The organism is Syntrophomonas palmitatica JCM 14374 (genome assembly GCF_001311885.1).
Classification (GTDB): Bacteria; Bacillota; Syntrophomonadia; order Syntrophomonadales; family Syntrophomonadaceae; genus Syntrophomonas_A; species Syntrophomonas_A palmitatica.
The window spans coordinates 22,153-48,203 of sequence record NZ_BBCE01000004.1 but is presented as its reverse complement, the minus strand read 5'-3'; the positions used below and the strand labels follow the sequence as shown (position 1 = coordinate 48,203).

23 protein-coding genes and 5 pseudogenes are annotated in these 26,051 nt (G+C 47.6%); 9 read left to right on the top strand and 19 right to left on the bottom strand.

Annotation, left to right across the window (positions count from 1 at the left end):
* Nucleotides 1-230: 230 nt before the first annotated feature.
* From JCM14374_RS15600 to JCM14374_RS03280, 3 genes are read right to left on the bottom strand one after another with little or no spacing between them, the layout of a single operon-like run.
* The gene (locus tag JCM14374_RS15600; protein WP_369397280.1) at nucleotides 231-1,133 is read right to left on the bottom strand and encodes a HAMP domain-containing sensor histidine kinase; all 903 of its coding nucleotides are present in this window, start codon (nucleotides 1,131-1,133) and stop codon (nucleotides 231-233) included.
* A gap of 20 nt (nucleotides 1,134-1,153) precedes the next feature.
* Complete coding sequence (locus JCM14374_RS15595) at nucleotides 1,154-1,723, bottom strand: hypothetical protein (RefSeq protein WP_369397279.1); 570 nt, start codon at nucleotides 1,721-1,723, stop codon at nucleotides 1,154-1,156.
* Nucleotides 1,720-2,403, bottom strand: coding sequence for a response regulator transcription factor (locus tag JCM14374_RS03280; RefSeq protein ID WP_054693680.1), 684 nt, complete (start codon nucleotides 2,401-2,403; stop codon nucleotides 1,720-1,722). The genes JCM14374_RS15595 and JCM14374_RS03280 overlap by 4 nt, the downstream gene beginning before the upstream one ends.
* 193 nt (nucleotides 2,404-2,596) lie before the next feature.
* Between JCM14374_RS03280 and JCM14374_RS03275 the strand changes: the two genes are divergently transcribed.
* The 4 genes from JCM14374_RS03275 (at nucleotide 2,597) to JCM14374_RS03260 (ending at nucleotide 6,922) form a co-directional block, all read left to right on the top strand.
* Entirely contained in the window at nucleotides 2,597-4,099 is a 1,503-nt protein-coding gene (locus JCM14374_RS03275; RefSeq protein ID WP_083453837.1) for an efflux RND transporter periplasmic adaptor subunit, read from the top strand.
* Nucleotides 4,100-4,179: 80 nt separating this feature from the next.
* Nucleotides 4,180-4,902, top strand: a complete 723-nt coding sequence (locus JCM14374_RS03270; RefSeq protein ID WP_054693428.1) for an ABC transporter ATP-binding protein — start codon at nucleotides 4,180-4,182, stop codon at nucleotides 4,900-4,902.
* 20 nt (nucleotides 4,903-4,922) lie between these two features.
* Nucleotides 4,923-6,128 carry an ABC transporter permease gene (locus JCM14374_RS03265; protein WP_054693425.1) on the top strand — a complete coding sequence of 402 codons (1,206 nt, stop codon included), beginning with the start codon at nucleotides 4,923-4,925 and terminating at the stop codon, nucleotides 6,126-6,128.
* Between the two features lie 131 nt (nucleotides 6,129-6,259).
* Entirely contained in the window at nucleotides 6,260-6,922 is a 663-nt protein-coding gene (locus JCM14374_RS03260; protein ID WP_054693422.1) for a hypothetical protein, read from the top strand.
* Nucleotides 6,923-7,110: 188 nt separating this feature from the next.
* Here JCM14374_RS03260 and murJ read toward each other — a convergent pair.
* A pseudogene (gene murJ / locus JCM14374_RS03255) lies at nucleotides 7,111-8,637 on the bottom strand (murein biosynthesis integral membrane protein MurJ).
* 225 nt (nucleotides 8,638-8,862) lie between these two features.
* Between murJ and JCM14374_RS03245 the strand changes: the two are divergent.
* A complete protein-coding gene (locus JCM14374_RS03245; RefSeq protein ID WP_054693414.1) occupies nucleotides 8,863-9,624 on the top strand; it encodes a hypothetical protein in 762 nt (253 codons plus the stop codon).
* On the opposite strand, the gene JCM14374_RS03240 is transcribed toward JCM14374_RS03245, so the two are convergent.
* Nucleotides 9,621-9,935 (bottom strand): YbjQ family protein, encoded by a 315-nt coding sequence (locus JCM14374_RS03240; protein WP_054693411.1) that lies wholly within the window; start codon nucleotides 9,933-9,935, stop codon nucleotides 9,621-9,623. The genes JCM14374_RS03245 and JCM14374_RS03240 overlap by 4 nt on opposite strands.
* 259 nt (nucleotides 9,936-10,194) lie before the next feature.
* Here JCM14374_RS03240 and htpG point away from each other — a divergent pair.
* Nucleotides 10,195-12,087: pseudogene (htpG, locus tag JCM14374_RS03235) on the top strand (molecular chaperone HtpG).
* An 83-nt stretch (nucleotides 12,088-12,170) separates the two neighbouring features.
* Here htpG and JCM14374_RS03230 read toward each other — a convergent pair.
* The 4 genes and pseudogenes from JCM14374_RS03230 to rlmH all read right to left on the bottom strand — a co-directional run bounded on the left by JCM14374_RS03230 (nucleotide 12,171) and on the right by rlmH (nucleotide 14,911).
* Nucleotides 12,171-12,347 (bottom strand): helix-turn-helix domain-containing protein, encoded by a 177-nt coding sequence (locus tag JCM14374_RS03230; protein WP_054693408.1) that lies wholly within the window; start codon nucleotides 12,345-12,347, stop codon nucleotides 12,171-12,173.
* A 48-nt stretch (nucleotides 12,348-12,395) separates the two neighbouring features.
* Nucleotides 12,396-12,995, bottom strand: coding sequence for a superoxide dismutase (locus JCM14374_RS03225; protein WP_054693405.1), 600 nt, complete (start codon nucleotides 12,993-12,995; stop codon nucleotides 12,396-12,398).
* 111 nt (nucleotides 12,996-13,106) lie between these two features.
* Nucleotides 13,107-14,299 (bottom strand): annotated as a pseudogene (locus tag JCM14374_RS03220) (MFS transporter).
* A gap of 132 nt (nucleotides 14,300-14,431) precedes the next feature.
* Nucleotides 14,432-14,911 (bottom strand): 23S rRNA (pseudouridine(1915)-N(3))-methyltransferase RlmH, encoded by a 480-nt coding sequence (rlmH, locus tag JCM14374_RS03210; RefSeq protein WP_054693396.1) that lies wholly within the window; start codon nucleotides 14,909-14,911, stop codon nucleotides 14,432-14,434.
* A gap of 140 nt (nucleotides 14,912-15,051) precedes the next feature.
* Between rlmH and JCM14374_RS13365 the strand changes: the two genes are divergently transcribed.
* Nucleotides 15,052-15,276: a hypothetical protein gene (locus tag JCM14374_RS13365; RefSeq protein ID WP_157048935.1), complete on the top strand. Its 225-nt coding sequence runs from the start codon at nucleotides 15,052-15,054 to the stop codon at nucleotides 15,274-15,276.
* 37 nt (nucleotides 15,277-15,313) lie between these two features.
* Here the strand turns inward: JCM14374_RS13365 and JCM14374_RS03205 are convergent, their stop codons facing one another.
* From JCM14374_RS03205 to JCM14374_RS14395, 9 genes and pseudogenes are all read right to left on the bottom strand, one after another.
* Nucleotides 15,314-16,420: an ABC transporter ATP-binding protein gene (locus JCM14374_RS03205; protein ID WP_054693393.1), complete on the bottom strand. Its 1,107-nt coding sequence runs from the start codon at nucleotides 16,418-16,420 to the stop codon at nucleotides 15,314-15,316.
* Nucleotides 16,421-16,551: 131 nt separating this feature from the next.
* A complete protein-coding gene (locus JCM14374_RS03200; protein WP_054693390.1) occupies nucleotides 16,552-18,420 on the bottom strand; it encodes an extracellular solute-binding protein in 1,869 nt (622 codons plus the stop codon).
* 8 nt (nucleotides 18,421-18,428) lie between these two features.
* Nucleotides 18,429-18,818 (bottom strand): hypothetical protein, encoded by a 390-nt coding sequence (locus JCM14374_RS03195; RefSeq protein ID WP_157048934.1) that lies wholly within the window; start codon nucleotides 18,816-18,818, stop codon nucleotides 18,429-18,431.
* 13 nt (nucleotides 18,819-18,831) lie between these two features.
* Entirely contained in the window at nucleotides 18,832-20,040 is a 1,209-nt protein-coding gene (locus JCM14374_RS03190) for an ABC transporter permease (RefSeq protein ID WP_054693386.1), read from the bottom strand.
* Nucleotides 20,041-20,065: 25 nt separating this feature from the next.
* Nucleotides 20,066-20,389, bottom strand: coding sequence for a hypothetical protein (locus JCM14374_RS03185; protein WP_157048933.1), 324 nt, complete (start codon nucleotides 20,387-20,389; stop codon nucleotides 20,066-20,068).
* Complete coding sequence (locus JCM14374_RS03180) at nucleotides 20,331-21,326, bottom strand: HlyD family secretion protein (RefSeq protein WP_054693380.1); 996 nt, start codon at nucleotides 21,324-21,326, stop codon at nucleotides 20,331-20,333. Before JCM14374_RS03180 ends, JCM14374_RS03185 begins: the two co-directional genes overlap by 59 nt.
* 19 nt (nucleotides 21,327-21,345) lie before the next feature.
* Nucleotides 21,346-22,232: pseudogene (locus JCM14374_RS03175) on the bottom strand (carbohydrate ABC transporter permease).
* A gap of 52 nt (nucleotides 22,233-22,284) precedes the next feature.
* Nucleotides 22,285-22,596, bottom strand: coding sequence for a carbohydrate ABC transporter permease (locus JCM14374_RS14400; protein ID WP_242848803.1), 312 nt, complete (start codon nucleotides 22,594-22,596; stop codon nucleotides 22,285-22,287).
* Nucleotides 22,593-23,099, bottom strand: a complete 507-nt coding sequence (locus JCM14374_RS14395; RefSeq protein WP_242848802.1) for a carbohydrate ABC transporter permease — start codon at nucleotides 23,097-23,099, stop codon at nucleotides 22,593-22,595. Before JCM14374_RS14395 ends, JCM14374_RS14400 begins: the two co-directional genes overlap by 4 nt.
* Before the next feature lie 313 nt (nucleotides 23,100-23,412).
* On the opposite strand from JCM14374_RS14395, the pseudogene JCM14374_RS03165 reads away from it, so the two are divergent.
* Both JCM14374_RS03165 and JCM14374_RS03160 read left to right on the top strand, forming a co-directional pair.
* A pseudogene (locus JCM14374_RS03165) lies at nucleotides 23,413-23,691 on the top strand (YibE/F family protein); the annotation flags it as partial.
* 72 nt (nucleotides 23,692-23,763) lie between these two features.
* Nucleotides 23,764-24,240 (top strand): acyl-CoA thioesterase, encoded by a 477-nt coding sequence (locus tag JCM14374_RS03160; RefSeq protein WP_054693374.1) that lies wholly within the window; start codon nucleotides 23,764-23,766, stop codon nucleotides 24,238-24,240.
* 5 nt (nucleotides 24,241-24,245) lie between these two features.
* Here the strand turns inward: JCM14374_RS03160 and JCM14374_RS03155 are convergent, their stop codons facing one another.
* Nucleotides 24,246-26,051, bottom strand: coding sequence for a YgiQ family radical SAM protein (locus tag JCM14374_RS03155; protein ID WP_054693371.1), 1,806 nt, complete (start codon nucleotides 26,049-26,051; stop codon nucleotides 24,246-24,248).

The following is a 26,051-nucleotide window of genomic DNA, read 5'->3' as shown; positions in this document are numbered from 1 at the left end:
TACTGAAGGTTTTCGAAGCAGGGACTGAAAGCAGGCTGAAAAAAAATGAAAGAAGGGACATTTCAAACAGCTTCCCTTTGGTTTGATGAACCATGGATAAAAGCAAATATGGTATATATTATCTGTCAATATGCGCAAAAGGGCCTGGCTTCAAACGAGGCCAGACCCCTGTTGGCAAAGTTTTTATTTGTAGTATTTTACTCCATATCTATCTATCGTTTAGCAATACACTATTCAATATTTGTGCCTGATTCTGGATTTAAACGTTTCGAACAGGCAGGCAGCCAGACATGGAAAGTACTCCCGGCTCCCTCTCGGCTGTCAACCCAGATATGCCCCCCATGTAAATCGACAATCGATTTGGTGATGGATAACCCCAAACCTGCGCCTCCATATTTGCGCGTGCGGGAAGAATCGCTGCGATAAAAACGTTCGAATATATGCGGAAGGTTGGTCTCGCTAATGCCAGGCCCGTTGTCTCTTACAGCCAATTCAGCTCCCTGGTCTTTTTTAACCAGAGATACCTGTATTTCCCCCTGGAAAGCGTCCGTATGCTGCACCGCATTCTGGAATAAATTAAGTACGACCTGTTTTATTTGATCAGTGTCTATCTTAGCCGCCACGTTTTCTTCTACTGTCAGGTCAAGTTTTCTTTTTCCCGCCAAAATACGAAGCTGCTCTTCCATATCTTTTAGAACCCGGTCAAGAGCTGCTTCGGTTAATACCGGATGAGGCTGGCGATCCAACCTGGTTAAAAGCAGCAGGTCATGCACCAATTTTGTAAGACGCTGCGATTCGCTGTACATGCTTTTCAGAGATTTATCCAGTTGTTCAGGTTGGTTTACAGCCCCCCGCAGCAGGATTTCCAGGAACCCATTAATCGATGTTAATGGGGTACGGAGTTCATGCGAGGCATCCGCAATAAACCGCCGCATCTGCTCTTTGGTTTCTATTTCGGCGGCAAAAGACGCTTCCAAGCGTTCCAGCATGCCGTTGCACGAATCCGCCAGGCTGTCTATCTCCACCTGTCCCTGTCGGGTGGGAAACCGACGGTCTAAATTACCGGCGTCAATCTGTTCGGCAGTATCTACCATCCTCGATAAAGGCGCCAGGGTTTTGTTTATTACCGGCAAAAAACACAGTAAACCAAATATCATGCGCTTAAGGCCAGGAATAAAAAGGTCAGCAATTGATGAATCAGCAGTTCCTTGAGGGGACCAGTCGGGGTGCTGATTTCAATTACACCGGCAGCCTCTCCGGTGAATGAACGCACCGGGCGCAAGACCACCAGTTGTTCAACCCCGCCCGTACTTGTCACGTGGTAATGCGGAGCAGGTTGTTCATTGAGCGCAGCCTTATATTCATAGGGCTGCAATTGCGGAGGTTTAACCCCATCCCTTCCCCTTAATAATAATGAATATTGACCGTTTGCATCAATGAAAGCCAGCGCGGCTTCATGGACAAAAACCAGCGGCCGATCGGGCGAAACCATTTCCTGGTCATTATTAAAAAACTCCCAGGCAGGGGGCGGAATGGACATAACCTGGCTTTGCAGACTGGCGGCTTTGTTTCTGTATACGACATCACGCATAAAGATGTATTGAAAAAGCCCGATAAGCACCAGCAAAAGAGCCAGAATTATCAATAGGCGTGACAATAATTGCATGCGCAGGGAATTGGGGTATAGATAATACCCGAGCCGTGTTTTAATCTGGTTTATCATGACACATCAACCCTGTACCCTGCTCCGCGCAGGGTGCGTATTAGAGTATGTTCCTTGTCGTTCAATTTGTCTCGCAGCGAACGAATATAAACCTCGACTATGTTTTTTTCTCCGCAGAAATCATAACCCCATACCCTGTCAAGGATCAAATCCTTGCTTAAGACCAGACCATGATTCAGAACCATAAATTTTAACAGTTCAAACTCAGTCGGCGAAAGTTCCAGGACCCGATCATTGTATTTGATTTCTTTACGCCGGTCATCTATGCCAAAAGGTCCAATCACGACCTCCCCGAATAAATGGGGGAATTGATTGCGCAGTCTGGCATTAATTCGCGCCAGAAGCTCTTCAAAACTGAAAGGCTTGACCATATAATCGTCTGCTCCAAGGTTTAACCCTTTTACCCGGTCATCGACTTCATCCCGGGCGGTGAGCATAATAACGGCTACGTTATCGGACCGTTTTAACATTCGGCATACTTCAAACCCATCCATACCCGGCATCATAACATCCAGTATAACTATATGCGGATGAAACTGCTGCAGGATATTCATAGCCGCCATCCCATCCGCAGCGGTCTGTACATCAAAGCCTTCATTTTGCAGGCCTAACTCCAGAAACTGCACTATATTCGGTTCATCATCCACTATCAATATCTTAATTCCCTTTAACCATTGCATGCCAGGATTCACCACCTGCATATTTTTGAGTATATTATCTCCTATTTAACTGAACAGTGGCTGAATTAAACCTGAAAATTTATAAAGTGTTTTAAGAAATCATGCTTGAAAACAGCTTTGGAACCGTCCCGCAGATTTTTATTATTTATTCAGCTTTTATTCAGCGTAGTTTAAGCCTCTGCCTGGATAATAAATGCAGTGTATATTAGCAGCAGCCATTAAAGGAAATAAAAATGTTATGCGGGAGTGTATGCTTATGCCGGAAAACCCTAACCTCGAAGCTGTAAATGAGACCTTTCCAGAGCGCCCTGATTTTACCTTTCTGAATGATCGCAATGTTGAAGCCGTTCTCAAAAACCGCATCAATGGCACGTCCAGGCCCAAAAAACTGCTTGGCATATTCACGGTACTTATAATGCTAGGGTTAGCTGCTTTTGGTGCGTATAAATACCTTATTGCCGAGCAGGACAATTCCTGCCTGACCATGACCGTTAGCAAGGCTACCATCACCAATTCGGTTGAAGCTACCGGAACCCTTGAACCGGTCAGGAAATCAGAAATGGGCTTTAAAAATGACGGCAATATTGTATCCATTAATGTTAACCCCGGTGACAAAGTGGTTAAAGGCCAAATTCTGGCGGAACAGGACGCCAACTCATTAAAAACAGCCCTGGAGCAGGCCGAAAATACTGCTGCCCAGGATGAAATAAATCTGCAGAGCTCGATTCTCAGCTACGAAACCAAACAGCGCACCTTTGCCCAGCAGAAGAAGCTGCTGGAAGCAGGAGCTCTGGCGCAAACAGATATGGACACCGCCAAAGATGACCTGCGTAAAAGCGAATTGGATGTGGCTGCCGCCCGAGCCAAGCTGGCTGCTGACCAGAGCAAACTGCAGCAGGCCCGAGCAGACCTGACCGAAGCAACCTTAATCGCTCCCTTTGACGGCATCATCGGGGCGGTAAACGGGCAGGTAGGTCAGATAAACGGAATCAACAGCAGCACCAGCACTCTATTAACCGTAATGAGTGAAGAACTGCAGCTCAATGCCCTGGTCAACGAGGCTGATATCGGGCGCATTAAAATCGGCCAGGAAGTAGAGTTTACCAGCAGCGCTTACCCCGGTCAGACATTTCAGGGCCAGGTGGAGCGAATTACTCCAGAAGCCTCAACGGTCAACAATGTACAATATTATCCTGTCCGCATATCCTGTAAGGACCCGCAGCAGCGGCTTCATTCCGGCATGACAGTTACAGCCCAAATCATTCTGGCCAGAAAAACCAACGTCTTAACCGTTCCTATGATGGCAGTTACGTATGCTCAGACCTACCTGAAAAGCCAGGCTGCCAATACAAAGACCCAACCTGGTTTTGCATCATCTTCAAGCCAGAAATCCTGGACTAAAAGGTCCGCAGCGAGGCAACCAGTTTCCAGCGGACAAAACATCAGGCCAGCCAAGGTATTGGTATTAAAAAACCAGAAGCCAGAAGCTGTTTTTGTAGTATTGGGTATAAGTGACAACTCGAATTATGAAGTTATCAAGGGTTTAAGTGAAGGTGACAAAGTAGTAGTGGGTGTCAGCCAGAGCAGTAATACCAGCAGTTCTGCGTCTTCTAATAACACCAAATCAAATAGCCGCACCCGTAACAATAACAACGGGCCCGGCGGGGGCATGGGAGGCCCGCCTCCAGGCTTCTAAAGCCTATAACGAAAATGCACGCGGATTTTAATGGATTAATACAGGTATATCTATTCTGGTATTAAACGGGGGATTTTGTTATGAGCAAGAATCTAATCACTTTGCAAAACATTAAGAAAACCTATTACGGCGCCGGTGAACCGGTTCATGCTCTGCGTTCCGTATCTTTAAATGTGCAGAGCGGCGAAATGCTGGCTGTCATGGGTTCCTCCGGCTCTGGCAAATCCACCCTGATGAACCTCCTGGGATGCCTGGATAAACCCGACGCCGGCAGTTATATATTTGCCGGGCAGGACGTTATGTCCCTGGACAAAATCCAGTTGGCACGCTTGCGCAATATACTGATAGGATTCGTATTTCAAAATTTCAACCTGCTGGGTCGGCTGAATGCCATAGATAATGTTTGTCTGCCCCTGGTATATGCCGGTGTTTCTGCCCGGGAAAGGGATAAACGAGGCCGCAAAATGCTGAGCCTGGTGGGGCTGGAGGGCCGAGAGCATCACCTGCCCCGGCAGCTATCCGGAGGACAGCAGCAGCGAGTAGCCATAGCAAGGGCTTTAATCAATCAACCTGGACTGTTGCTGGCTGACGAGCCCACCGGGGCCCTGGATACTGCGACCAGCGAAGAAATTATGGCTTTATTACAGTATCTGCATCGCGAACAGGGTCTGTCCGTAGTGATTGTCACACACGAACCAGATATTGCTCAGCACTGCCAGCGGATTATTCGATTAAGTGACGGTTTGGTCGTGGCCGAAGAACAGGTTTTAAAACCTCTCCAAGCCCAAATACAAGCCGTATAGTCAATAAAGGGGGATAATTCATGGATATCCTGTCAAGTCTTAAAATGGCCTGGCAAAGCTTGTTAGCTAATAAGATGCGGTCTTTTCTTACTATGCTGGGGGTAATTATCGGCGTCGGGGCCGTAATCGTAATGGTGTCTTTGAGCCAGGGAACCGCCTCAGGGATTACCGACAGATTATCCAGCATGGGAGCAAATCTGCTGACCATTTCCTCAGCCCGGTTCAGCGGAACTATGAGAGGCGCAGGCGGTTCTACTTTGACTATGGGAGACGTAGAAGCCATAAAGGATCTGCCCCTGGTAAAATACGTGGCTGCGGAAGCCAGCACAAATAATTGCACCATCACTCTGGGCAGTAATACCTGGAGTACAACCGTAGACGGTACGGTGCCTGAACTGCAAACCATTAAGAACTGGCCTGCTGTCCAGGGTTCCTTTTTTACGCAGGAAGATGTCAATAACTTAAAACCGGTAGCGGTTTTGGGACAGACCGTAGTAACCAATCTGTTTAATGGGTCCAATCCGCTGGGCCAAACCATCGGCATAAATGGTTTAAACTTCACCGTAGTGGGTGTGCTGGAGGAAAAAGGCGACAGCGCGGGGTCAGACCAGGATGACATCATTTACGTACCCATTACAACCGCCCAACAAAAACTGTTAGGTTCGCAAACTGTACGCAGCATCAATGTGCAGGCCACCAGCCAAAAAGCCTTGAGCACATTACAGGATTTTATAACCACCCTTTTGCGCCAGCGCCACCGGTTGGCAGACACCGCTGACGATGATTTTCAGATTCGTGACATGGAAGAAATTTTATCCAGCATCGAAGATACGACCAAAATGATGAGCTTCCTATTAGGCGGCATCGCAGCGGTGTCGCTGCTGGTGGGTGGTATCGGCATTATGAACATTATGCTGGTTTCAGTTACGGAACGCACCAGGGAAATAGGAATTCGTATGGCCATCGGCGCTACGACCCGGGCTATACTAACCCAGTTCTTAATTGAAGCATTATTGCTCTGTTTCATCGGGGGTGCCATCGGCGTAATCCTGGGGTGCGGCACCGCGCAATTACTTAGTATTTGGACAGATTTGAAGATGAAGGTTGCGCCATGGCTGATAGCTGTTTCCATGGGTTTTGCTCTGATGATAGGTTTGTTTTTCGGCTATTATCCGGCACGCAAAGCAGCCAGCTCCGATCCCATTGAAGCCCTGCGTTTTGAATAATAATCAGCTAATATTTTTACAGTCCGGAAATGCTTAGCGCAAATCGGTCTTTTCGCGGGGGAGGTGAGTGTTGGTCTAATTAATTCCATTAAAAGTATGGTGCTAAATTTAAAATAGGGGGTTGATTAATTTTGCGGAAAAAAAACCTGGTGAGTATTTTGTTATGTACATTCCTTTTAGTAACGGCCGCTGGTTGTACCAACAACAGCAGCAAAACAACTAAAGAAGCCCTTGCTCAGACAAAAACCAAAGCATCCGCATCCAAATCTGCGGCTAATGTTAAGCAAGATGTTGCCAGCAAAAAACAGGGACAGACTCCTGCCAGCAAAAACGTTCCTCCGACAGGAAAAGAAAACAATGGTTCCCGCCTTATGGGTAAGGTTTTGAGTATAAACGACAGCACTCTAACCCTGGCTGTTGCCCAAAGGCCGCAAAGAGGAGAGGCCGCATCTTTGCCCGGTTCTGTCAACCAGAAACCGCCCCAGGATCAGGGTAAAAATTCTACATTAGATCCCGGGCAGCCAGGCTCTCCTCAAGTTACAAGCGAAACCAAATCCATTAGTATTCCCAGCACTGCAAAAATCCTTTCCGGTTTCAGAGACAGCACTAAAGAAATCGCTTTAAGTGATATAAAGACCGGCGACATGGTGGAAATAACCTTCAGCAGCACGGGTGATAACAAGGTTGAACAAGTTCGGGTCATGACCATGCCTTCAGGAGGGCAAGGGCAGGGAGGCCCAGGGGGACCTCCGCCAGGACCAGGCACCGATAAGAAGGCTGAACCCGGAACCTGATTCCGTATCAGCTATATTCTCACACTCCCGCCTTTGACATAGATTATGCCGGTTTGCAAACCCGTAAGGATAATAAAACATCCTTACGGGTACTTAACGGCAGCTGAAAATGGCATGGTTTTTATAATTAGAGGGAAACATTTCGGGAAACGTTTTCAATCCTGGGACTCGAATTATCCTGGCCTTCCTTAACCTAAAAATCTCAGAAAAGGCAGGCGATTCCGCATCATCCCCAGGATCAATTTGGTCTCCTCCAGGCGGAACAACATTACAATCCCCGCATAAACCGCCATACCAAGGGCTATTCCCGCAGATACTATTATCAGTTCGTTAATTTTAGGAACAAAATGCAGCGCCACAGCCAGGTAACCGGCAGCAAACCGGACCGCAGCATACATCAGGCCGGAAGCCGCCGTCGCTATCATCAAGGTTTTCATTATCTTAAACCCGTCTACAGTACGCAGCCGCCTTTTGAGGACTATGAGCAAGAGCAGCAGATTGACGGCTCCGGCCAGTGAATAGGCCAGGGCCAGTCCCCTATCCTGCATATAGGGAAGCAATAACATGGAAAAAACTATGTTTATTCCCACGGTAACAACTCCAATAATAACGGGAGTAAAGGTATCCTTCAGGGAATAGAAAACCCGGTTCATAAGCTGCAAGCCGCTGTAGGCAAAAAGCCCCAGGGAATAGAACAGAAGCGCCCCCGCGGTATACATGGTATCTGTGGCTGTAAAGCTGCCCTGTTCAAAAAGCAATCGGATTATGGGTTCGCGCAAAGCGATAAGCCCCAGGCCCGCAGGAACCGTAATCAGGAATATAGCCCGCATGCCCAGCGAAAAAGTCCTCCTGAAGTCTTTAAGTTCTCTTTTCTCCGCTTGTATGTTCATAGTGGGAAAGACCGCTGTAGCGATGGCTACGCCGAATATCCCCACCGGCAGCTGCATAATCCGCTGTGCCACGCGTAAGGTGGAGATTGAACCTGCCGCCAGGCCCGAAGCCAGGTACTGGTTGACCAGGAGGTTTAACTGGGTAACGGACAGACCTATCACTACCGGCAGGGTTAAAACTATTATCCGTTTGAAGCCGGGATGACGCAGGTTAAGCGTGGGGTAGTACCGGAAACCTACTTTTGCCAGGCTGGGCACCTGTACAGCGAAACTCAGAATCGATCCGGCTACTACGCCAACAGAAAAAGCCATGATGCCCCATACACGCCCCATTAGCACACCTACGCCGATTATTCCGACATTGTACAGGATAGACTATGGAGGGAGAAATGAAATGCTGTTTGGAATTCAGAATACCCAGGCAATGCCGTTTAAAGCCATAAAAAAGGTCTGGATAAACATGACCCGGCTCAGGGTTACCGCCAGATCGATTCCCTGCGGGGAAAGATCTGGCACCAGCAGCAGCATCAACGGCCGGGTATATATTTCCGCCACAATAATAAGGACTATTAACAATACCAGGAGGGTATTTAAAACAATACTGGCTACTTTCCAGGCTTCCTCCTCTTCCTGCCGGGCCAGGTAGCTGCCGAAAACGGGAATAAAGGCAGAACTGAGGGCTCCCCCCACCAGAAGCATATAGATGAGATCGGGCAGCGAGAAGGCTGCATTGTAAGCATCGGTAACCGTTCCCGGTCCAAAGAATGTATAGAGCACCATATCCCGGGCCATACCCAGCAACCGCGCCAGAAGGGTGGCCAGCATCATAAATCCCGCCGCTTTAAATAAGGTTTTGCCGTTAGCCAATTGATTACTCCCTTTTTGACGTCCTGTTAAATCACTTTATGGCACAAACAACAAACTCTGCCTCCAGGATAAGTATTACTGTTTCAGGCATATAAATATTCTATAATATTCCTGTCTGGCTGTAAGTATTAAACCCATTGCGCGTATATTTGACAGGAAAATTACCTTAAGGCGGTATTGGAATTGAATTGGGCAGGCAAACGATGGGTATATATAACTGGAGCCATGGGATTAGCTTTAGCTTTAACCTTGGTTTCAGTTTTTATTGTTATCCCTAAACATTACAACCAAAAGACTGAACCTGTTAAAACAGACCCCCTGGATAAATTTAACGCAATCGAATACTACCCTCTGAATGCAGGCAGTTACTGGGATTATGACTGTTCATTAAAAGAAGCGGTCGGACCAAATGAAGTTGATAATAAAGATTTTAAAATACATATGCAGGTGAAAAAATTATATCGCCGTCCAAACTACATACTGGCAGATATGCAAGGGGACCCTTTTCATCTGGACCCCCAAAACCGCTACTGTCTGCTGTTGTATTCAAATAAGCTTTATTATATCCCGCCTGAACAAAGGACCCGTTTTATCAAAGCTACCCGGGAAAAGGAATTTTATATCGAGTGCAGCAATATGGAAATGCTGTTTGAATTTCCTCTCTTTGCTGGGCAAAGATTCGGCGTTCTATCCGCCATCCGTGAAGATGATCTGTATATTTCGCTGGTAAGCCGTCAAGAACACTCCCGGATAAACATAAAAATACCTTCTGACCTGCCTGTTTATTCAGTTACCGATGGGGGTGTCGGTTATAAATTACAGCACGAATTCATACCCACAATAGGTTTAAGCGCAGTATCTTATAAACATAACGGCACAGTCTATGAATATGAGGTGAAACTATTAAAATATTACCTGGCTAAACCAGATTTTAAGGCTTCTTAGCCCAGTTTAACCGCGGTTCCGCTGGCGGCTACCATCAGCATCCCTTCCCGGATAACCTCGTAATCGAGGTCAATGCCCACTACCGCATCAGCACCCAGCTTGGATGCCTTCTCTACCATTTCCCCAATAGCTATGCGGCGCGCATCCCCAAGTTTGCTCTCATATACTCCTGATCTTCCGCCTACAATATCCGTGATGCTGGCAAAAATGTCACGCACCACGTTGGCGCCCATGATCGCTTCTCCGGTTACCAGGCCCAGATAGTCAGTAATAACCCGGCCTTCAATATTGGGCGTAGTTGTAGTTATCATTTAATCAACCTCCGATTTTTTATATATAATAACACAGCCGCAACAGCTTGTCATTAAATGGTAAAGGCGGGTTCAAGTCACATCCGCGTCAAGGAGCCATTTATAAACAGCCCCCCAGCGTGTTCGTTTTATTCGGCGAAAAACGCCCGGCCCTGGTTCAGTCAACAACCCCTTGAAATTTAAAATGAATTGAGCTATATATTATTTTGATACTCTGGCTGGAGTATCAGGAAAATATTTGTGCTGAGGTGAGAGAGTAGTGGAAAAGATCCAATTCAAGACTGAATCAAAGCGTTTATTGGACCTGATGATCAATTCTGTTTACACCAACCGGGAAATCTTTTTGCGGGAATTGATTTCCAATGCCAGTGATGCTATTGACAAGCTTTATTTCCGCTCTTTAACCGACCAGAACGTAGACATGAAACGAGACGATTTCTTTATTAAAATCTCAGTTGATAAGGGAAATCGCATACTTACCATATCGGATACCGGTATCGGCATGACTGAAGAAGAATTAGAAAACAACCTGGGAACTATCGCCAACAGCGGTTCGCTGGCCTTTATGAAAGAAAACGAGGGTCTGGAGGACATTGACATAATAGGCCGCTTTGGGGTAGGCTTTTATTCGGCATTTATGGTGTGTAAAAAACTAACCGTAGTTACCAGGGCCTACGGTTCTGATAAGGCCTTCCAATGGGAATCTGAAGGATTGGATGGTTATTTAATAACCCCTGCAAGCAGGGAAACAGTGGGGACCGACGTTATTCTTACCTTGAAAGACAATGGCGATGAGGAAAACTATGACGAGTATCTGAGCGAGTATAGAATCCGCTCCCTGGTAAAGAAATACTCTGATTATATCCGTTATCCCATTAAAATGGACATGCAGAAACAGCGTCCCAAGGAAGGCAGCGATAACGAATACGAAAGCTATGCGGAAACCGAGACCCTGAACAGCATGATTCCCATCTAGCGCAAGAATAAGAATGAATTAAGCGATGAAGACTATTTCTATTTTTATAAGGACAAGTTCTTTGATTTTGAAAATCCCCTGCGGGTCATTCACAGCAGCACGGAAGGCAAAGCGACCTATAACGCCCTATTGTTTATTCCGGCCCGCACACCTTACAACTACTACACCAGAGAGTATGAAAAGGGGTTGCAGCTATATTCCAACGGGGTATTAATCATGGAAAAATGCGCCGACCTCCTGCCCGATCATTTTAGCTTTGTGCGCGGCCTGGTGGATTCGCAGGATCTATCCCTTAATATATCCCGCGAAATGCTGCAGCATGACCGCCAGTTAAAACTAATCGCTAAAAACCTGGAGAAAAAGATCAAGAGTGAACTCATGGACATGTTAAACAATGAACGCGAAGTATATGAAAAATTCTTCAAAAGCTTCGGCCTGCAGATAAAATTCGGAGCCTATGCTGATTTCGGGGCCCATAAGGACCTCTTGAAAGATCTCATACTGTTTTATTCCTCCCACGAAAAGAAACTGGTTACTATTGCCGAATATATCGAACGCATGCAGGAAGGCCAAAAGTATATTTATTATGCCAGCGGCGAAAGCATCGAGAGGATCGACCGCCTGCCGCAAACCGAACTGGTTAAAGATAAAGGCTATGAAATCCTGTATTTAACTGATGATGTGGATGAATTTACCCTGCAGGTTATGATGGAATATGACGGCAAGGAGTTTAAATCGGTTTCCAGCGGCGATTTGGAGTTAGAAAGCGAGGAAGAAAAGAAGACCGCAGAGAAACAAGCTGAGGACTATAAAGACCTGTTCAGCTTCATGAAAGAGTCCTTATCCGGCAGAGTCAAAGAAGTCCGCCTTTCGTCCCGCTTAAAAACCCATCCCGTATGCCTGAGCACAGAAGGGCCGTTGTCATTGGAAATGGAAAAAATATTGAATGCGATGCCGTCAGAACACCAGCACCAGATTAAAGCCGACAGGATATTGGAAATAAACGCCAATCATCCTTTGTTCTCTTCGCTTTCCCGCTTATATGAAAACGATAAAGAGAGGCTCAAGACCTTCAGCGAGCTCTTGTATAACCAGGCCCTGCTGATAGAAGGCATGGCCATTGAGGACCCGGTATCCTTCTCCAACGCCATATGCAATCTAATGGCCGGGATGTAAGATTGATGAACCATACAAAACAAAATGCCAGGACGTAACCCTTAATGGTTAAAGTCCTGGCATTTTTACATCTGATATTATCTTTACTTGGGTTCCCAGTAGCATCTTTTGGGAGAAACAATCTTCTCTTCCTGTTTCAGCTGCTTCATGGCCTTGTCCACTTCCTTCTTATCCAGGCCTGTCGCTTCCGCAATCTGTCCGGCGCTCATAGGCTTGCCTTCCTTTTTCATGGTATCCAACACCTTTTTGGCAGCATTCATTTTATCACTCCTCTTAGTTAAGATACTTAGAATGCGGACCCACTTTGATTAACGGTTTTGCATCAATGCTACCCGTCGATTGACATCATCCCAGTTGACCAGGTTCCACCAAGCTTCGATCCAGGCCGCGCGTTTGTTCTGGTATTTGAGATAATAGGCATGTTCCCATACGTCCACTATCAGCAGCGGAACCGCGCCCCACTGAGTCAGATCCTGGTGTTTTTCCGCCTGCAAGACCACCAGTTTTTCAAAGACCGGGTTGCAGGCCAGTATCGCCCATCCTGATCCTTCTACGGCTGCAGCCGCAGCAGAGAACAGTTTCTTAAAGTTATCAAAGGACCCGAAGTCACGGTCAATTAGTGCGGCAACCGCGCCATTTGCCGGGCCGCCGCCTCCCGGTTTCATGTTCTCCCAGAATATCGTGTGCAGAATGTGTCCTGCGCCATGGAACGCCAACTCCCGCTCGATATGTTTGATCAAAGCAAAATCGCCCTTTTCGATAGCTTCGGCCAGCTTGCTCTCCGCATTGTTCAGGCCATCCACATAGGCTTTATGGTGCATATCATGGTGCAATCTTACTGTCGCCTCATCACAAAAAGGTTCCAATGCGTTGTAGTCATAAGGTAAATCCGGTAATACATGAGCCATTAGCCACACCCCCTGCTTCCTTAATTTTCTATACGGTTGCTATAAGTCTATCCTATTGCACATTAGAACGCCAAGTAAATATTTAAAAACAATAGAACCGTCTCCTGGCCCTTAATATTTCCTGATAGCGAATACAGCTGTACAAGCGGAGCCGATTAAGCCCACCACAATTAAATAGAACATTCCCGCCAGGTAACTGCCGGTTAGCCCGATAAGATAGCCCATAATCAGCGGCGCCAGGGCGGCAAACCCGTTGGAAATACCGTTCATCAGCCCGGCGGCCGCTCCGACTAGATTCGGCGCTACCAGGCCTTGCAGCAGGGTCCAGGCTACCGGTGTAACCCAGCCCAAAAAGAAGATCGAGACTGCGATATAAATCGCGCTGTTTAAATTGGAGGCCGTTGTCGAACCCAGATAAATAAACACCACCGAACCAAGTAAGCCCAACGTGTAGAAAATCCCTCGACGTCCCAGTTTATCCGAGAGATAAGCTACCCCTAAAACGGAAATCGCTCCCAATATATAGGGCAGTGAAGCAAAGAAACCCATCTGTGCCCAGGAAAAATGCCGGGCTACCTTGAGATATTGGGGCAGCCAGGTAATTGTTCCCCACCAGATTGAAGCTGTTGCCATATAGCCTATGGTTACCAGCCAGAAGCTGCCGGAACGCAGCAGTTGCAGATAGGACCCGGATTGAACCTTGGCCAGGGCGGATTGTTCATCCGCCTGCCCGTGTTCTATATAACCAGCTTCTGCATCACTGATAAAGCGATGTTCCCGCGGATGGTCCGCCGTAAAAAACCATATTAAAGGCAAAGGCACTACCAAAGCCGTCAAGCCAAGAATTAAAAAAGAGCTGGACCAACCCCATTTTGCAACAATGCTGAACACAAAGGCACGGCAATAGCTGGCCCCACCATCAGTCCCACCGCCCAGATCGAGTTGGCTCTGGCCCGCTCGTGCAGCGGAAACCAGTTCTTAACATATGTACTCTGCATAGGCCAGTGGAAACCCTCACCGAAACCCATAAAAACGCGGGCGCCGAGCAATGTAACCAGATTGCCGGCCTTAGCTGCAACAAAGAGGCAGAAAGACCAGACCACAATAGATACAGACACCGCTTTACGGGGTCCCAGCCGATCCCCAAAATATCCGAGGATAACATTCCCCAATGCGTAGGCTATGAGAAATAAGGTCATTAACATCCCCTGCCGGGCAGCCTGAGCCTGAAGATTCATATCGGATATAAAACCGGGGTCGGCAATCAAGATGGATATGTTCACCCTGTCGATATAGGCAATCATCAGCGTAATAAACAGGATGCCCAGGATTATGAATCTTACTTTACCGGGTGAGGTCTGATTATTTGAATACATGATAACTCCCTCTCCGGCCTTTTGGCCTTTAATTCGTACTATGCCCTGAATTATGCCCGTTCACTTATGGTATGGTTCACCTTTGATTATCCTGAACCCCCGGTAAATCTGCTCGGCAAGGATTAAGCCCGACATCTGGTGCAGGAAGGTCATGGGGGACAGGCAGAGGCGCAGATCGGCACGGGTTTTCACCGCTGGGGAGAGCCCAAAGGAGGAGCCAATGACAAAGTTTACCCGCGATTTGCCGGATTGGTTCCATGCTTCCATAGTATGAGCCAGGGCTTCAGAGGACAGCATCCGGCCTTTTATATCCAAAGCAATCAGCAATTCGTTGTCATTTATCAACGCCAGGATGCGTTCGCCCTCACGCTGCAGGGCTTTTTCTATATCCTTATCCCCGGCGCGGGGACTGAGTTTTTCCTCCAGACCATCAACCAGTTCAATGCTGGCATAGGGCTGCAGCCGTTTTAGGTATTCCTGAATCCCCTGCTGAAAAAAAGGCTCCCGTATCTTGCCAATCGATATAATACGGTATTTCAATGGCTTTTTCACTCCTTAAACTGCATCGCCCTTATAAAGAGGAAAAATACGGCTTAATTATAACAGGAGATTACGGCAAATGCTAATTAAAGGTGTCAAGGTGTCAAGGGTGTCAAGGGGACGGTTCTCTTGACACCTGGTTGGTTTTTAGGGCTTGGTGTCAAGAGAACCGTCCCCTTGACAAACGTTTAGGAGCCATGACGATAATGTATGAGGCCCTGAAGAACGAACAGAACACTCTGATCGTGGTACCCAGCGATATTGTGGAATCCCTGGATGTGAAGACCCTGGCGGTGGCTGCGGCTGCGAACAACGGCCTGCGCTCTCCGCAGCAGGTGGTTAAACTGTCCGATCCCGAATTATAGCGGCTATCTTAAGGCTTAATAAACTCTGGACCCCATGTTATATAAGCGCCTCCTGACTATCATAGTCAAAAAGGTGTAATCGTTTAAGATCAAGGCTTATTCTTATTCTGTCTCCAGGCCGCGCGGATAAGCTTCGTGAAGTCCTGGCCACCAACCTCTGCTTTTCCAGGTCCAAATGCAGATAGTATTCGTACCCTACCTGCTCAATAATATCAACCTGGACAACAGGAGAGGCGGGGCCAGATTCTTCCCCGTATACATCTGTACACCATATATCTTCGGGGCGGATACCTATTATTACAGGTTTTCCTGTATGGGCTTTCAGGCTGGCGGTAATTTTGTGTTCTGGTATTTGGAAACAAAAACCCGTACCTTTAATACTTACCTGGCCTCCATTTACGCCCAGGCATCCTTGCAGGAAGTTCATAGCCGGGCTGCCCACGAAACCAGCGACAAACATATTAACGGGTTTGTCATAAACATCGAGCGGCGATCCGGCTTGCTGCAATACCCCGTCTTTCATTACTACAATAATGCTGCCCATGGTCATAGCCTCCATCTGGTCATGGGTAACGTATATAAAAGTGGTTCCCAGTTGCTTATGCATGCGGATCAATTCGGACCGCATCTGCACCCTTAGCTGCATGTCCAGGTTAGACAGAGGTTCATCCAATAAAAACACCTGCGGCTGCCTGACCATCGCCCGCCCCAGCGCCACCCGCTGCATCTGCCCGCCGGATAGCTGCCGGGGCCTAAGGGGCAGGAGTCCTTCTATATCAAGCATGCGGGCAGCCTCATGCACCCTCATTTTTATATCGGGTTTGCTCATTTTACGCAGCTTCAAGGCGAAGGCCAGGTTGTCAAAAACCGTCATATGCGGGTACAGGGCATAATTCTGAAACACCATGGCTACATCGCGGTCCCTGGCTTCAACCTCATTAACCAGACGTTCCCCGATATACACTTGACCTGAACTGATTTCCTCCAAACCGGCAATCATTCTGAGAATACTGGTTTTGCCGCAGCCCGAAGGGCCGAGCAGAATTACGAATTCGTGGTCAGCGCATGTAAAGTCCGCATCTTTTACGGCATGAAAACCGTTAGGGTAGATTTTATTTACTCCATCCAGGACTATTCCCGCCATAATTCTTCTCCCGCCATTTCAGGGTGTCAAGCGTCAAGGGGACAAGCGTCAAGGGGACGGTTCTCTTGACACCCAGTTAGTTTTTAGGACTTGGTGTCAAGAGAACCGTCCCCTTGACACCCCTTGACACCTTATTCATTGAGGTAGAGTGTAACCTTATTCTGCAGAATCTTAGCGGTTTGTGCCGCTGACCTTTCGCCTCTGACAAACACAGCTATTTCCGTTCCCATTATTTTTTTGATCTGTGGGTCTATGGTATGGCAATGGTTTAAGGCGGCTATTAACTGCCGGTTTTGTTTGATCTGCTCAGGTGTCAAAGGCTCTACGTCAACAGTTTTAACATGTTCCTCATTGCCAAACGTCACGCAGGACGATTTTTGCTTAGCGGCTTCGGCAAAGAAATGGTCCTGGGCCAGCCGGTTTATGTGCACCCCATAGAAGTTTAAAGATATCTGCTGTTCTTTGCTGGTTATAAACTTGAGAAATTCCCAGGCTTCTTTTCTCAGCTTGGAATTGCTGTTTATTGCATACATTTCCGCATCGAAAGGCCGGTCCCCCAGGCCGCTGCCGTGCGGCATGGCCAGGATTCGGGTCTGGGACCCCATGGCGCTTCTTTCCATGGTCAAATCCCCGCCAAAAGAATCATAGGGGAAGAAGGCGATACTGCTCCGGTTTCCCGAAAAAATCAATTCCTCTTCATCAACTTTGTTGTTCGTATATTTGCCGGTCAAATCCTTATAAGTATTTAAAAATCGTATGAAAGCGGGGGAATCGAGATGCGCCTTTTTCTTATCTTCATTAACAAAATTGCGGTACTCGCTGGCCAGCATGTAATCAAGCATTCTGTCATTGCGAAGTTTGGGCAGCACATAGGTTTCGAGTTTCCCATCGTTATTGCTATCCTGGCAAATCTTTTTGGCGGCATCGTAAAAATCAGACCATACCCAGCGGGAATCATCTATGGAAACACCGGCTTTTTGCAGCATGGCTCCATCAGCAACCATCACCGGTATCCAAAAACTTACCGGCATGGCATAGAGCTTGCCTTGGGATTCACAGGATTTCAGGATATTAGCATAATAATCCTGGCGTTTGAAACTTTTATCCTGGTTCATCAAGCTTTTTAAATCTAGGAAAACATCCTTTTCCGCATACTTGCGGTACGGAAGCCCTTCAGTCGAAATAATATCCGGGCCTTTGCCGCTGAGTATTTCCGTATTTATGTTTTTTATATAGTCTTCATAATCGTCTCTGTCGCCGTGGTGCGACCGGCCTGAATAATCCTTGACCTCAACCACGACACCGGGATGTTTCTTTCCAAACAATCGCGCCGCTTTCTCCATCATCAAAGGATCACCGCTGGCCACGGCAATGCTCAGTGTCTTTTGCGGTCCCTGAGGCTTGGCTGCAGCTTTATCCGGGATATATTTATACACACTGAACTGCCGGCCGGATTCTGAAGCGCCATTATACATTATGCTGATGTATATATTACTCTGGGCGTCAAAAGCGATACTGTTGACAAAAGCGTCGGAGACGAAAATACTGGTATCACGATAATTTAAGACCTCTTCCACAAAATTGCCCCGGGGATCATATTTCTTTATCCCGGAATAATCAGCGATATAAGAACATTCGTCATGAATATTATATTTATAGCTCAAGACCGCCATCTTAATATTTTCCAGCGTCCGTTTCCATATGACCTTGCCCGAAGTACTGATCTCAGCCAGGAAATTCCCCTCTGTGTCTCTTCCTGTCACCATCAAGTTGCCTTGTTTATCTATATCCATTTCATAATATTTGTCACCGCGAATGGTTTTCAGGGACTGGCCGTTTTCTTCTATAACCTCAATTTTGCCATCCTGGTGCAGTATGTAGATCCTTCCCTTTGCATCGACGGCCACAGCCCGGTCCATCTGGTTCAAGCTGTTTTCGCCTGTCATACTCCCCAGTTCGATCGTCTTTTCTATTTGACCTCCGGGACTATATATCTGCAATCGTTTTATTAATTCGCGGGGTTCCTCCGATTGGGGTTTATCATATACGCTGATTTGCTGCAGCTGGTATATTCTGCCTCTGCTGTCCAGTGCGAATATACGACCGTTATTATAACTGTTTTGGTGAGCATCTCCCGGACAGGTATTTGCTTTATCTCCCGGCCTTGTTTATCCAGAATAACAAACTTGGAATCGCGGTCTTCGTCATCATACATAACCAGGCGATCCTGGGAATCCAGGGCCAGGTTCATGACCATCTGCAGTTTGTCCAGTTTGATTTCACTTTCGCGATACGTTTTCGACGGGCCTTGTTTACTCCCCTGCTCAGATGATACCGGGCTTTCTTTTCCCCCGCAGCCTAATAAACCCGCAGCCAACAGGATACAAATTATAAACATACTCAGACATTTTTTACTCATTACACTCTCCCGCTTTCCTTTTATATTGGGACCAGGCATATAAGGCCCGTCCCAGTCCCAGGGGCCAGGCAATGTAGTAGAGAAAACGATTGATGATTTTGCATACCCCCAGCTGAACCTCCGTTTCGGGCCTGCAGTACTCCGCCATTATCTGCCCGGTGCTAATATCCTGTTTAACCACCTCCGCATAATGTGAAATATCTATAAGATCATCCGGTATTAAGCGGGGCGGGATATACGGGCTAAAATGTATCCTGCTCCATATGAAAACTATTACGGCCAGCAGGCCAGCCGTCAGCCCTAGGAAATTTCTGATTTCCCGCCTGCGCTTTTTCATAATTATTCTGAAATCATCTTCCCGGCTGTCTCGGCGCAGCGCCCATGCTATATTGCGGATACGGCTCAGCCAGAACTTAAGTATGACCAGTATAGGCAGAATACCCATGATAAAAACCTGTATTTGCGGTACTTGCTCCATCAATACCCGGGCCATATGATAGTCGATTGCGGTATATGCAGTCATGTCTTTGCCCCTCAGATGCAAAAGGGCCGGTATCATTTTTGCTGAATCCAGGCTGCCTGCCGGGGCGGAATCTATCTGCAGTTCCCGTATAAACGGGTTCTGAACTGTTTCAAAAAACGCCGCCCCCGGTATATAAACCTCCGGTATCCCGTCATCGGTTAAGTGTTTTAAAATACCGGCTGACGGTGTATATATACCTGCAATCAGGTAATCCTTGCCCAGAACCTTAATCTGTGTGTTTATTACTTCCATAGTTCCATATAACCTGATGGCCAGTTCGGAACTGATCACCGCCACCCGCTGGCCTTCGTTCTCCGCCTGCGGCGTCCACATGCTGCCGGCGGTTATATTAAGAGCATAGAACCTCGGCCACAGGTAGTTGATACCCAACACTTTAACCCCGGCCGTTTTGTGGTTTCCCTCTGCCATGCCCTCCTGGCGGGCCAGATAGGAGAGGTTTATTCCCGGCAGCTTTTTACGCAGATAATCAATATCGTCTATATCAAGGCTGCCAGTCTTGTCACTGTTTAACCCCAGCCTGGCCGTAAAAACAGTTTTCTCCAGCCCGCCAGGGCCGTTGACACGCTTAAGCTGCATTAGAACATCGTCTTCCAGGCAGATGGATAGTATCATAATTGCCCATCCTATCAGCAAAACCCGCCAGGTCTTATTGTTCAAATTCCTCATCCCCTGCGATTTAGATCTATTCCCATAAGAGTACCCTGCCGCCGTCAGTCAGACCGCGATCGCCGTCGACCTTACAGACAATCCTGGAATCCTGATCCAGACCGCTTCTTTGCAGAGCGCTTTTATTGATGTCAGAGTTAAGTACAGTAACATTCAACTTCTTTACATAGAGTTCGTTTTTAAAAGCCCCCTGCTTTTCCTGGATAAGCCATACGCAATCGCTTCCCTCACTCTTGTTCACCGCGCTGTTGGACACCAGGCAATCATAAAATCCAATATCTTTACTTATAAAAGCCTGGCCGGCCTCTCCCCCCGCCAAACCTTGTGCTTCTACATCCAAAAGACGTCTTTTTACCCTGGGTGCCGGTTACCATCCTGGAGACAACGCCTTTCAAACTGCGGCGCATGGATTTCAAACTGACGGTGAACTCATCCCCCCGCGCCAGGTATGACGCCTGTTCATCATCAACGCTCATCTTGAATTCATAACCCTGGCTCTGATCCGCAATCACAAACAGGGCCTTAGAACTATTAGCAAGGCTCCCTTCGGTAAAATTAACTTCCTTAACCAAACCGTCGTATTGGGCATGCAGTTCGTATTTGGTGTCAAGTTCCCGTTTAAGTCCCGCAACTTTTAGCTCTTGAGCCATGACATCACAAGCGGCTTTTTTGACTCCCTTGCTGTAATCCTCACAGGCCTGCTTATATTCTCTGGCAGTGGTTTTCATCTGGTTTTCCGCCTTTTCATAGTTCAGCCTCGATTCGGCCCCAGCCTCAAATAAGCCCTTGGTCCGTTCAAAATCATGGCAGGCCATATCATATTTTTGTTGAGCTTCGTCACGCTTAAACGCCAGGCTGTGATTTCCTGTCTCGCTGCCCGCCTCGCCAACCGTTTCCATGTCCAGTTTCAACTTTTGCAGATTCAGCTCTTCCTGGCGGTAAGTAGTCATAGCGGAGGTTTTGTCCAGACTCATAACCAACTGTCCTTTTTTTACCGTCTCGCCGGCCTTTACATACACCTTTTCCACCGCGGTGTTTAAGGCGGTATATTCCGACTGGCTGGCCTTGGGTATGATCTCCCCGGAAGCGAAAACCTCTTTCACCAGTGCGCCGCTGGAAGGATACTCGACCTTAACCCGCGGCAGGGTGAAGTTGTTAATGGTATTGGAAAAGAAGGTCAGCAATATCATGATCCCAAAGAAGATAATCAATAGCTTTTTACTCAAGGTCTTTTTTTGTTCCCCGCTTTGCAGTTCACTGTCGATACTGGTGTTCATCGGTTCTCTCCTCATCCCTTTACTGTTTTAACCCGGAATGTTGTATGCCTTCCACAAAGTAATTCTCGGCATAAAAGAAGATCAACAAGGCCGGGATCATATATATGGCCGCCGCCGCAAAGGCTATGCCATATCCATAAGATTGACCTGGGATAAGAATAAGGACAGGGGCTGCTTGGAAGCGGTCTGCAAGAATATGAGCGGCTGTTCCACCATATTCCAGTTGTCCATGAAGACCAGAATGGCTAGTGCAGCTATGGCGTTTTTGGACATAGGCATAATGATGCGCCAGAATATTGTGAAATAACCGGCTCCGTCAATGCGAGCCGCTTCAATATATTGGTTGGGTATGGAAACCATGAACTGCCGCAAAAGGAATACCCCGAAGGCGCTGAATATACCGGGAAATATAATGCTTCCCGCTTTATCGATGAGCTGCAGCCAGTCGGCCACCAGGTAGTTGGGCACCAGGGTTACTTGAAAGGGCATCAGCATTACCAGGATATACACGAAAAAAAGCTGCTCCCGCCAGGGGAAATCTATTTTGGCAAAGGCAAATGATGCCATGCTGGCTATCAGAATCTGCCCGGCCATGATAGTTGCCACCATAAAAACTGAATTCCAAAACATTAACAGGTATTGTGATTCCTTAATCAAAACACGGTAATACTGTTTTATCGTCACCATATCCGGAATAAACTTGAGATTTGCATATCTATCAACGGCAGCTCCGGGGCTTTCTGCTCCCGATAAAATGGCCCCGTAATTATTTTTAATCTCTCCTTCGGACATAAAAGAGTTACTGACAGTTAAAAGCAGCGGCAGAACGAAAAGCAAAGCCAGTGCCGCACTTAAAAAAACCGTATGATAAATTCCTGCCCGGGTGATTATCAAACTCCTGCCCATCATTCCATAACCTTTCGCAGATTTTTGTCCAGGTTAAAAAACAGCCCGGCAATCAGGCTATAACCAGAGCCGTAATTACTGCGGCAGCAGACAGCTTCTGATAGTCCAGAGCCATAAACATGTTGTTCATATAGTGCTGCAGCATATAAATGCTTTCATGGGGGTAGCTGCCGGAAATTAAATAAACCTCACGGAAAACCTTGAACGAATTGATAATAGAAATGATAAACACAAAAAACGCGGTGGGAACAATATGCACCAGAGTCACATTGATAAACCGCTGTCCCGGACCGGCCCCATCGATATAGGCGGCTTCGTATAATTCCCTGGGTACGTTTTGTAATGCGGCCAAAAATAGTATCATATTAAAACCGGCGTTTTCCATAAGTAAAAACAAACCACGATTACCCGCGACCAGCCGCTGTTCATCCAGTTGACCGGATTTAATCCCAACATGGTTACCACATTATTTAAAGAACCATGGAAATTGAATATCACCTGCCAGATTAAGACTACCGAAGCTGTCGGCACTATTAAAGGCAGCATAAAAGCTGCCCGGTAATAATCCCGCCCCGGCAGTCGGCGGTCTAGCAGGAGGGCCAAACCCAGGGCCACAGCCATGATTAAAGGGACAGAGACGACCGCAAATACCAGGGTATTAAACCCAGCTTTCAAAAAAACGGGATTGCGCAGTAAGTTTACATAATTGGCCAGGCCCACAAAACAGCCCGCAGATTGGTTGTTAATGAGGCTGTAATAGATGACAAACAAGAAGGGAATGAGAAAAAAGACGGAAAACCCGGTCAGGCTGGGAGCGGTAAAGAATATTCCGGCCCATTGCTCAGTTGTCATCCATCCTTTTCGCACATTATCCCTCCCGGATACATCCCCTGACGCAGTCCTTATTTGTAATCCTTTCGTATCACTCTAAGGGCAAGTTCTTAATAACAAGCAGACAAATTTATTAATAATTTCTTAAGAATTATGAATTACGGGAAATTATTGTAGCTGGTTTTGATGCGAAGGCAATTCTAGATTCTGCCCGAGAACATCCTTTAAATACTTTTAACCCCGCATTTAAATACTCGCTAACGCATTTTTACAATCCCGTTATAGACTGGAAGCAAAAATGAAAACGTGTAGCCGCTGCCGTCCGGTTAAAGCATTGTATGGAATCGTATCGTTTTCCACCACCTTGCTTTTAGCCTATTCGGGCGGATATATGGCTCTGTTGATGGTTTTTATGGCTCAAGGCACTCCGGTAATCAATATACTTAATCTTAAATATGTGTCAGCAGAGATCCTGCATACTATGGTAGGCAGTCTGGGCTTGATTATGGTAGCTCCTTTAACCGCCATCATTGCCGGATTGTGGTTTACCGGCGCCACATTCACAAGCTATTGGCGTCAAGAGTGTCAAGAGAACCGTCCCCTTGACACTCCCCTTGACACTCCTTGACACTCCCCTTGACACTTGACATCTATGTTAAGCTATGGACAGGATTTATAACTGTATGAGGAGTTGAAGGCTATGGTCCCGAAATCTCGCCAGGAATCGAAAATTACCATGACCCAGATTGTGCTTCCCTATCACGCTAACGTAGCCGGGAACATGCACGGCGGTGAAGTAATGAAGCTTATGGACTCGGCGGCAGGTGTGGTCGCAGCTAGGCATTGTCTGCAAAATGTGGTTACAGCCAGTGTAACGCAGCTCTCATTTATTGAACCTATCTTTGTCGGCGATCTGGTTATTTGTAATGCGGAATTGAATTACACCGGCAGGACCTCGATGGAAGTCCATGTGTGGGTAGATGCCGAGGACCTTACGCGCGGTCTTATCAAACATGTTTCCGAAGGCTACTTTTTCATGGTAGCCCTGGATCGCAACGGACGGCCCACAGAAATCCCCCCATTGTTAATAGAAACCGAAGAACAACGGAATTGTGCTGATGCGGCCCAAAGGCGCATCGCTTTGATGAAACAGGTCAAACACACCGGTCCGTGCTGATATATTTATTTTTTACGCCCCTTGTTTACGGGAGGCGCTAGGCAGCCGGGTTTATTCCCTATCAAATCAGAGCGCCCGGCAGCCTGCAAGGCATCGCGGACAGCAGGCCAATTGGCAGGCTGATTGTATTGCAGTAAGGCTCGCTGCCAAGATCGTTCCTGCTCGGAACGGGGAACGTACACTTCTTTGCCGCTGAAGGGATCCCGCCCGGTATAGTACATACATGTGGATAAGGTCATGGGCGTAGGCATGAAATTCTGCACCTGCCGGGGATAGTGCTCCATATGATCGCGTACAAATTCAGCCATTTCAATGCTTTCTTGCAACCCGCAGCCGGGATGGCCAATCATAAAATAGGGTACCAGATACTGCTTGCGCCCCAGCCGTTGGTTCAGATCTTTATAAAGCTGCGAAAACCGCAAATAATCTTCCTTCCCGCTCTTACGCATTAAACGAGTCACCTCCGCGGCTGCATGCTCAGGCGCCACCTTCAGTTGGCCGCTGACATGGCAGCGGCAGAGTTCCTCCATATAACGCCCGCTGGAATCCTTAAGCAGCAGATCATAACGCAGGCCGGAGGCTACAAACAGGTGCTTAACCCCCGGCACCTGACGCAATGCTTCCCAAAGTTTAAGGGAGGGGCTGTGATCCGCCCCTTTTTGCTTGCATAATCGTGGATGCAAACAGGTATTACGTTTACAGCCCCGGCAGTTTTCACTACAGGTATCAAACCCGTACATATTAGCTGACGGACCGCCCACATCACTGATCGTTCCGCGAAAGTCAGGGTGGCGGGTAAGGCTCTGCGCTTCCTTCACCAGGCTTTCTATGCTGCGGGACTGGATAAATCTTCCCTGGTGCAGACTGAGAGCGCAAAACGAACAGCCCCCAAAACAGCCGCGATGGGTTACCAGTGAAAATTTTACCGTTTCCAGGGCCGGGACTCCTCCAGCCTGGTCATAATCCGGATGTGACCTGCGCATATAGGGCAGCTCATAATAAGCGTCGAGTTCATCGGATGTCAGGGGCAGGCACGGAGGGTTCTGGACCACCCAGCGTTGGGCGTGTTTTTGCGCCAGTACCCGCGCATTATACGGGTTGTTTTCTTCCAAAATAACACGGGTCGCACACGCAAACGCCTGTTTATCTGCAGCCGCTTCTTCATAAGCGGGCAATTGGGCGGCATCCCCAGGTATTTCCCGGCTGATATAACAGGTTCCCCGCAGGTCGCGGATAGAACTTATATCCTGACCAGCCTGTATACGATGGGCAATCGCCGCCAGGTTGGCCTCCCCCATTCCATACACCAATAAATCAGCCCGGCTGTCAACCAGAATAGAACGCCTTACTTTATCACTCCAGTAATCATAATGGGCCAACCGGCGCAGGCTGGCTTCCACCCCGCCAATCACCAGCGGCGTCCCTGGAAATGCCTGGCGTATCAAATTACAATACACCAGCGTGGCGCGGTCGGGGCGAAGCCCGGTCTTTCCTCCCGGAGAATAGGCGTCTTGCCGGCGTTTTTTCTTTTCAGACGTATAGTGATTGACCATACTGTCCATATTACCGGCTGAAACCGCAAACATCAGCCGGGGTCGGCCGAGTCTTGAGATATCGTCAGTATTTTGCCAGCCGGGTTGGGCGATAACACCAACTCTAAAACCCTTATGTTCCAGCCAGCGCCCCAGAATAGCCGCAGCAAAAGCGGGATGGTCCACATAGGCATCCCCGCTTACCAGGATGACATCCAAATCATCCCAGCCGCGTTTCTCCATATCAGCTTTACTGGTTACCAGCCATCCATCCGGCAC

Coding starts and splice junctions, on each gene's coding strand:
- JCM14374_RS03225 (WP_054693405.1), bottom strand. CDS start 12,995: ATGGCTCATGTATTACCGGATTTACCTTATGACTACAACGCATTGGAA.
- JCM14374_RS03160 (WP_054693374.1), top strand. CDS start 23,764: ATGGTCCCGAAATCTCGCCAGGAATCGAAAATTACCATGACCCAGATT.
- JCM14374_RS03275 (WP_083453837.1), top strand. CDS start 2,597: ATGCAGTGTATATTAGCAGCAGCCATTAAAGGAAATAAAAATGTTATG.
- JCM14374_RS03180 (WP_054693380.1), bottom strand. CDS start 21,326: ATGAACACCAGTATCGACAGTGAACTGCAAAGCGGGGAACAAAAAAAG.
- JCM14374_RS15595 (WP_369397279.1), bottom strand. CDS start 1,723: ATGATAAACCAGATTAAAACACGGCTCGGGTATTATCTATACCCCAAT.
- JCM14374_RS03240 (WP_054693411.1), bottom strand. CDS start 9,935: ATGATAACTACAACTACGCCCAATATTGAAGGCCGGGTTATTACTGAC.
- JCM14374_RS03280 (WP_054693680.1), bottom strand. CDS start 2,403: ATGCAATGGTTAAAGGGAATTAAGATATTGATAGTGGATGATGAACCG.
- JCM14374_RS03205 (WP_054693393.1), bottom strand. CDS start 16,420: ATGGCGGGAATAGTCCTGGATGGAGTAAATAAAATCTACCCTAACGGT.
- JCM14374_RS14400 (WP_242848803.1), bottom strand. CDS start 22,596: ATGATACTATTTTTGGCCGCATTACAAAACGTACCCAGGGAATTATAC.
- JCM14374_RS03230 (WP_054693408.1), bottom strand. CDS start 12,347: ATGAATGCTGCCAAAAAGGTGTTGGATACCATGAAAAAGGAAGGCAAG.
- JCM14374_RS03195 (WP_157048934.1), bottom strand. CDS start 18,818: ATGTTTATAATTTGTATCCTGTTGGCTGCGGGTTTATTAGGCTGCGGG.
- JCM14374_RS03270 (WP_054693428.1), top strand. CDS start 4,180: ATGAGCAAGAATCTAATCACTTTGCAAAACATTAAGAAAACCTATTAC.
- JCM14374_RS03265 (WP_054693425.1), top strand. CDS start 4,923: ATGGATATCCTGTCAAGTCTTAAAATGGCCTGGCAAAGCTTGTTAGCT.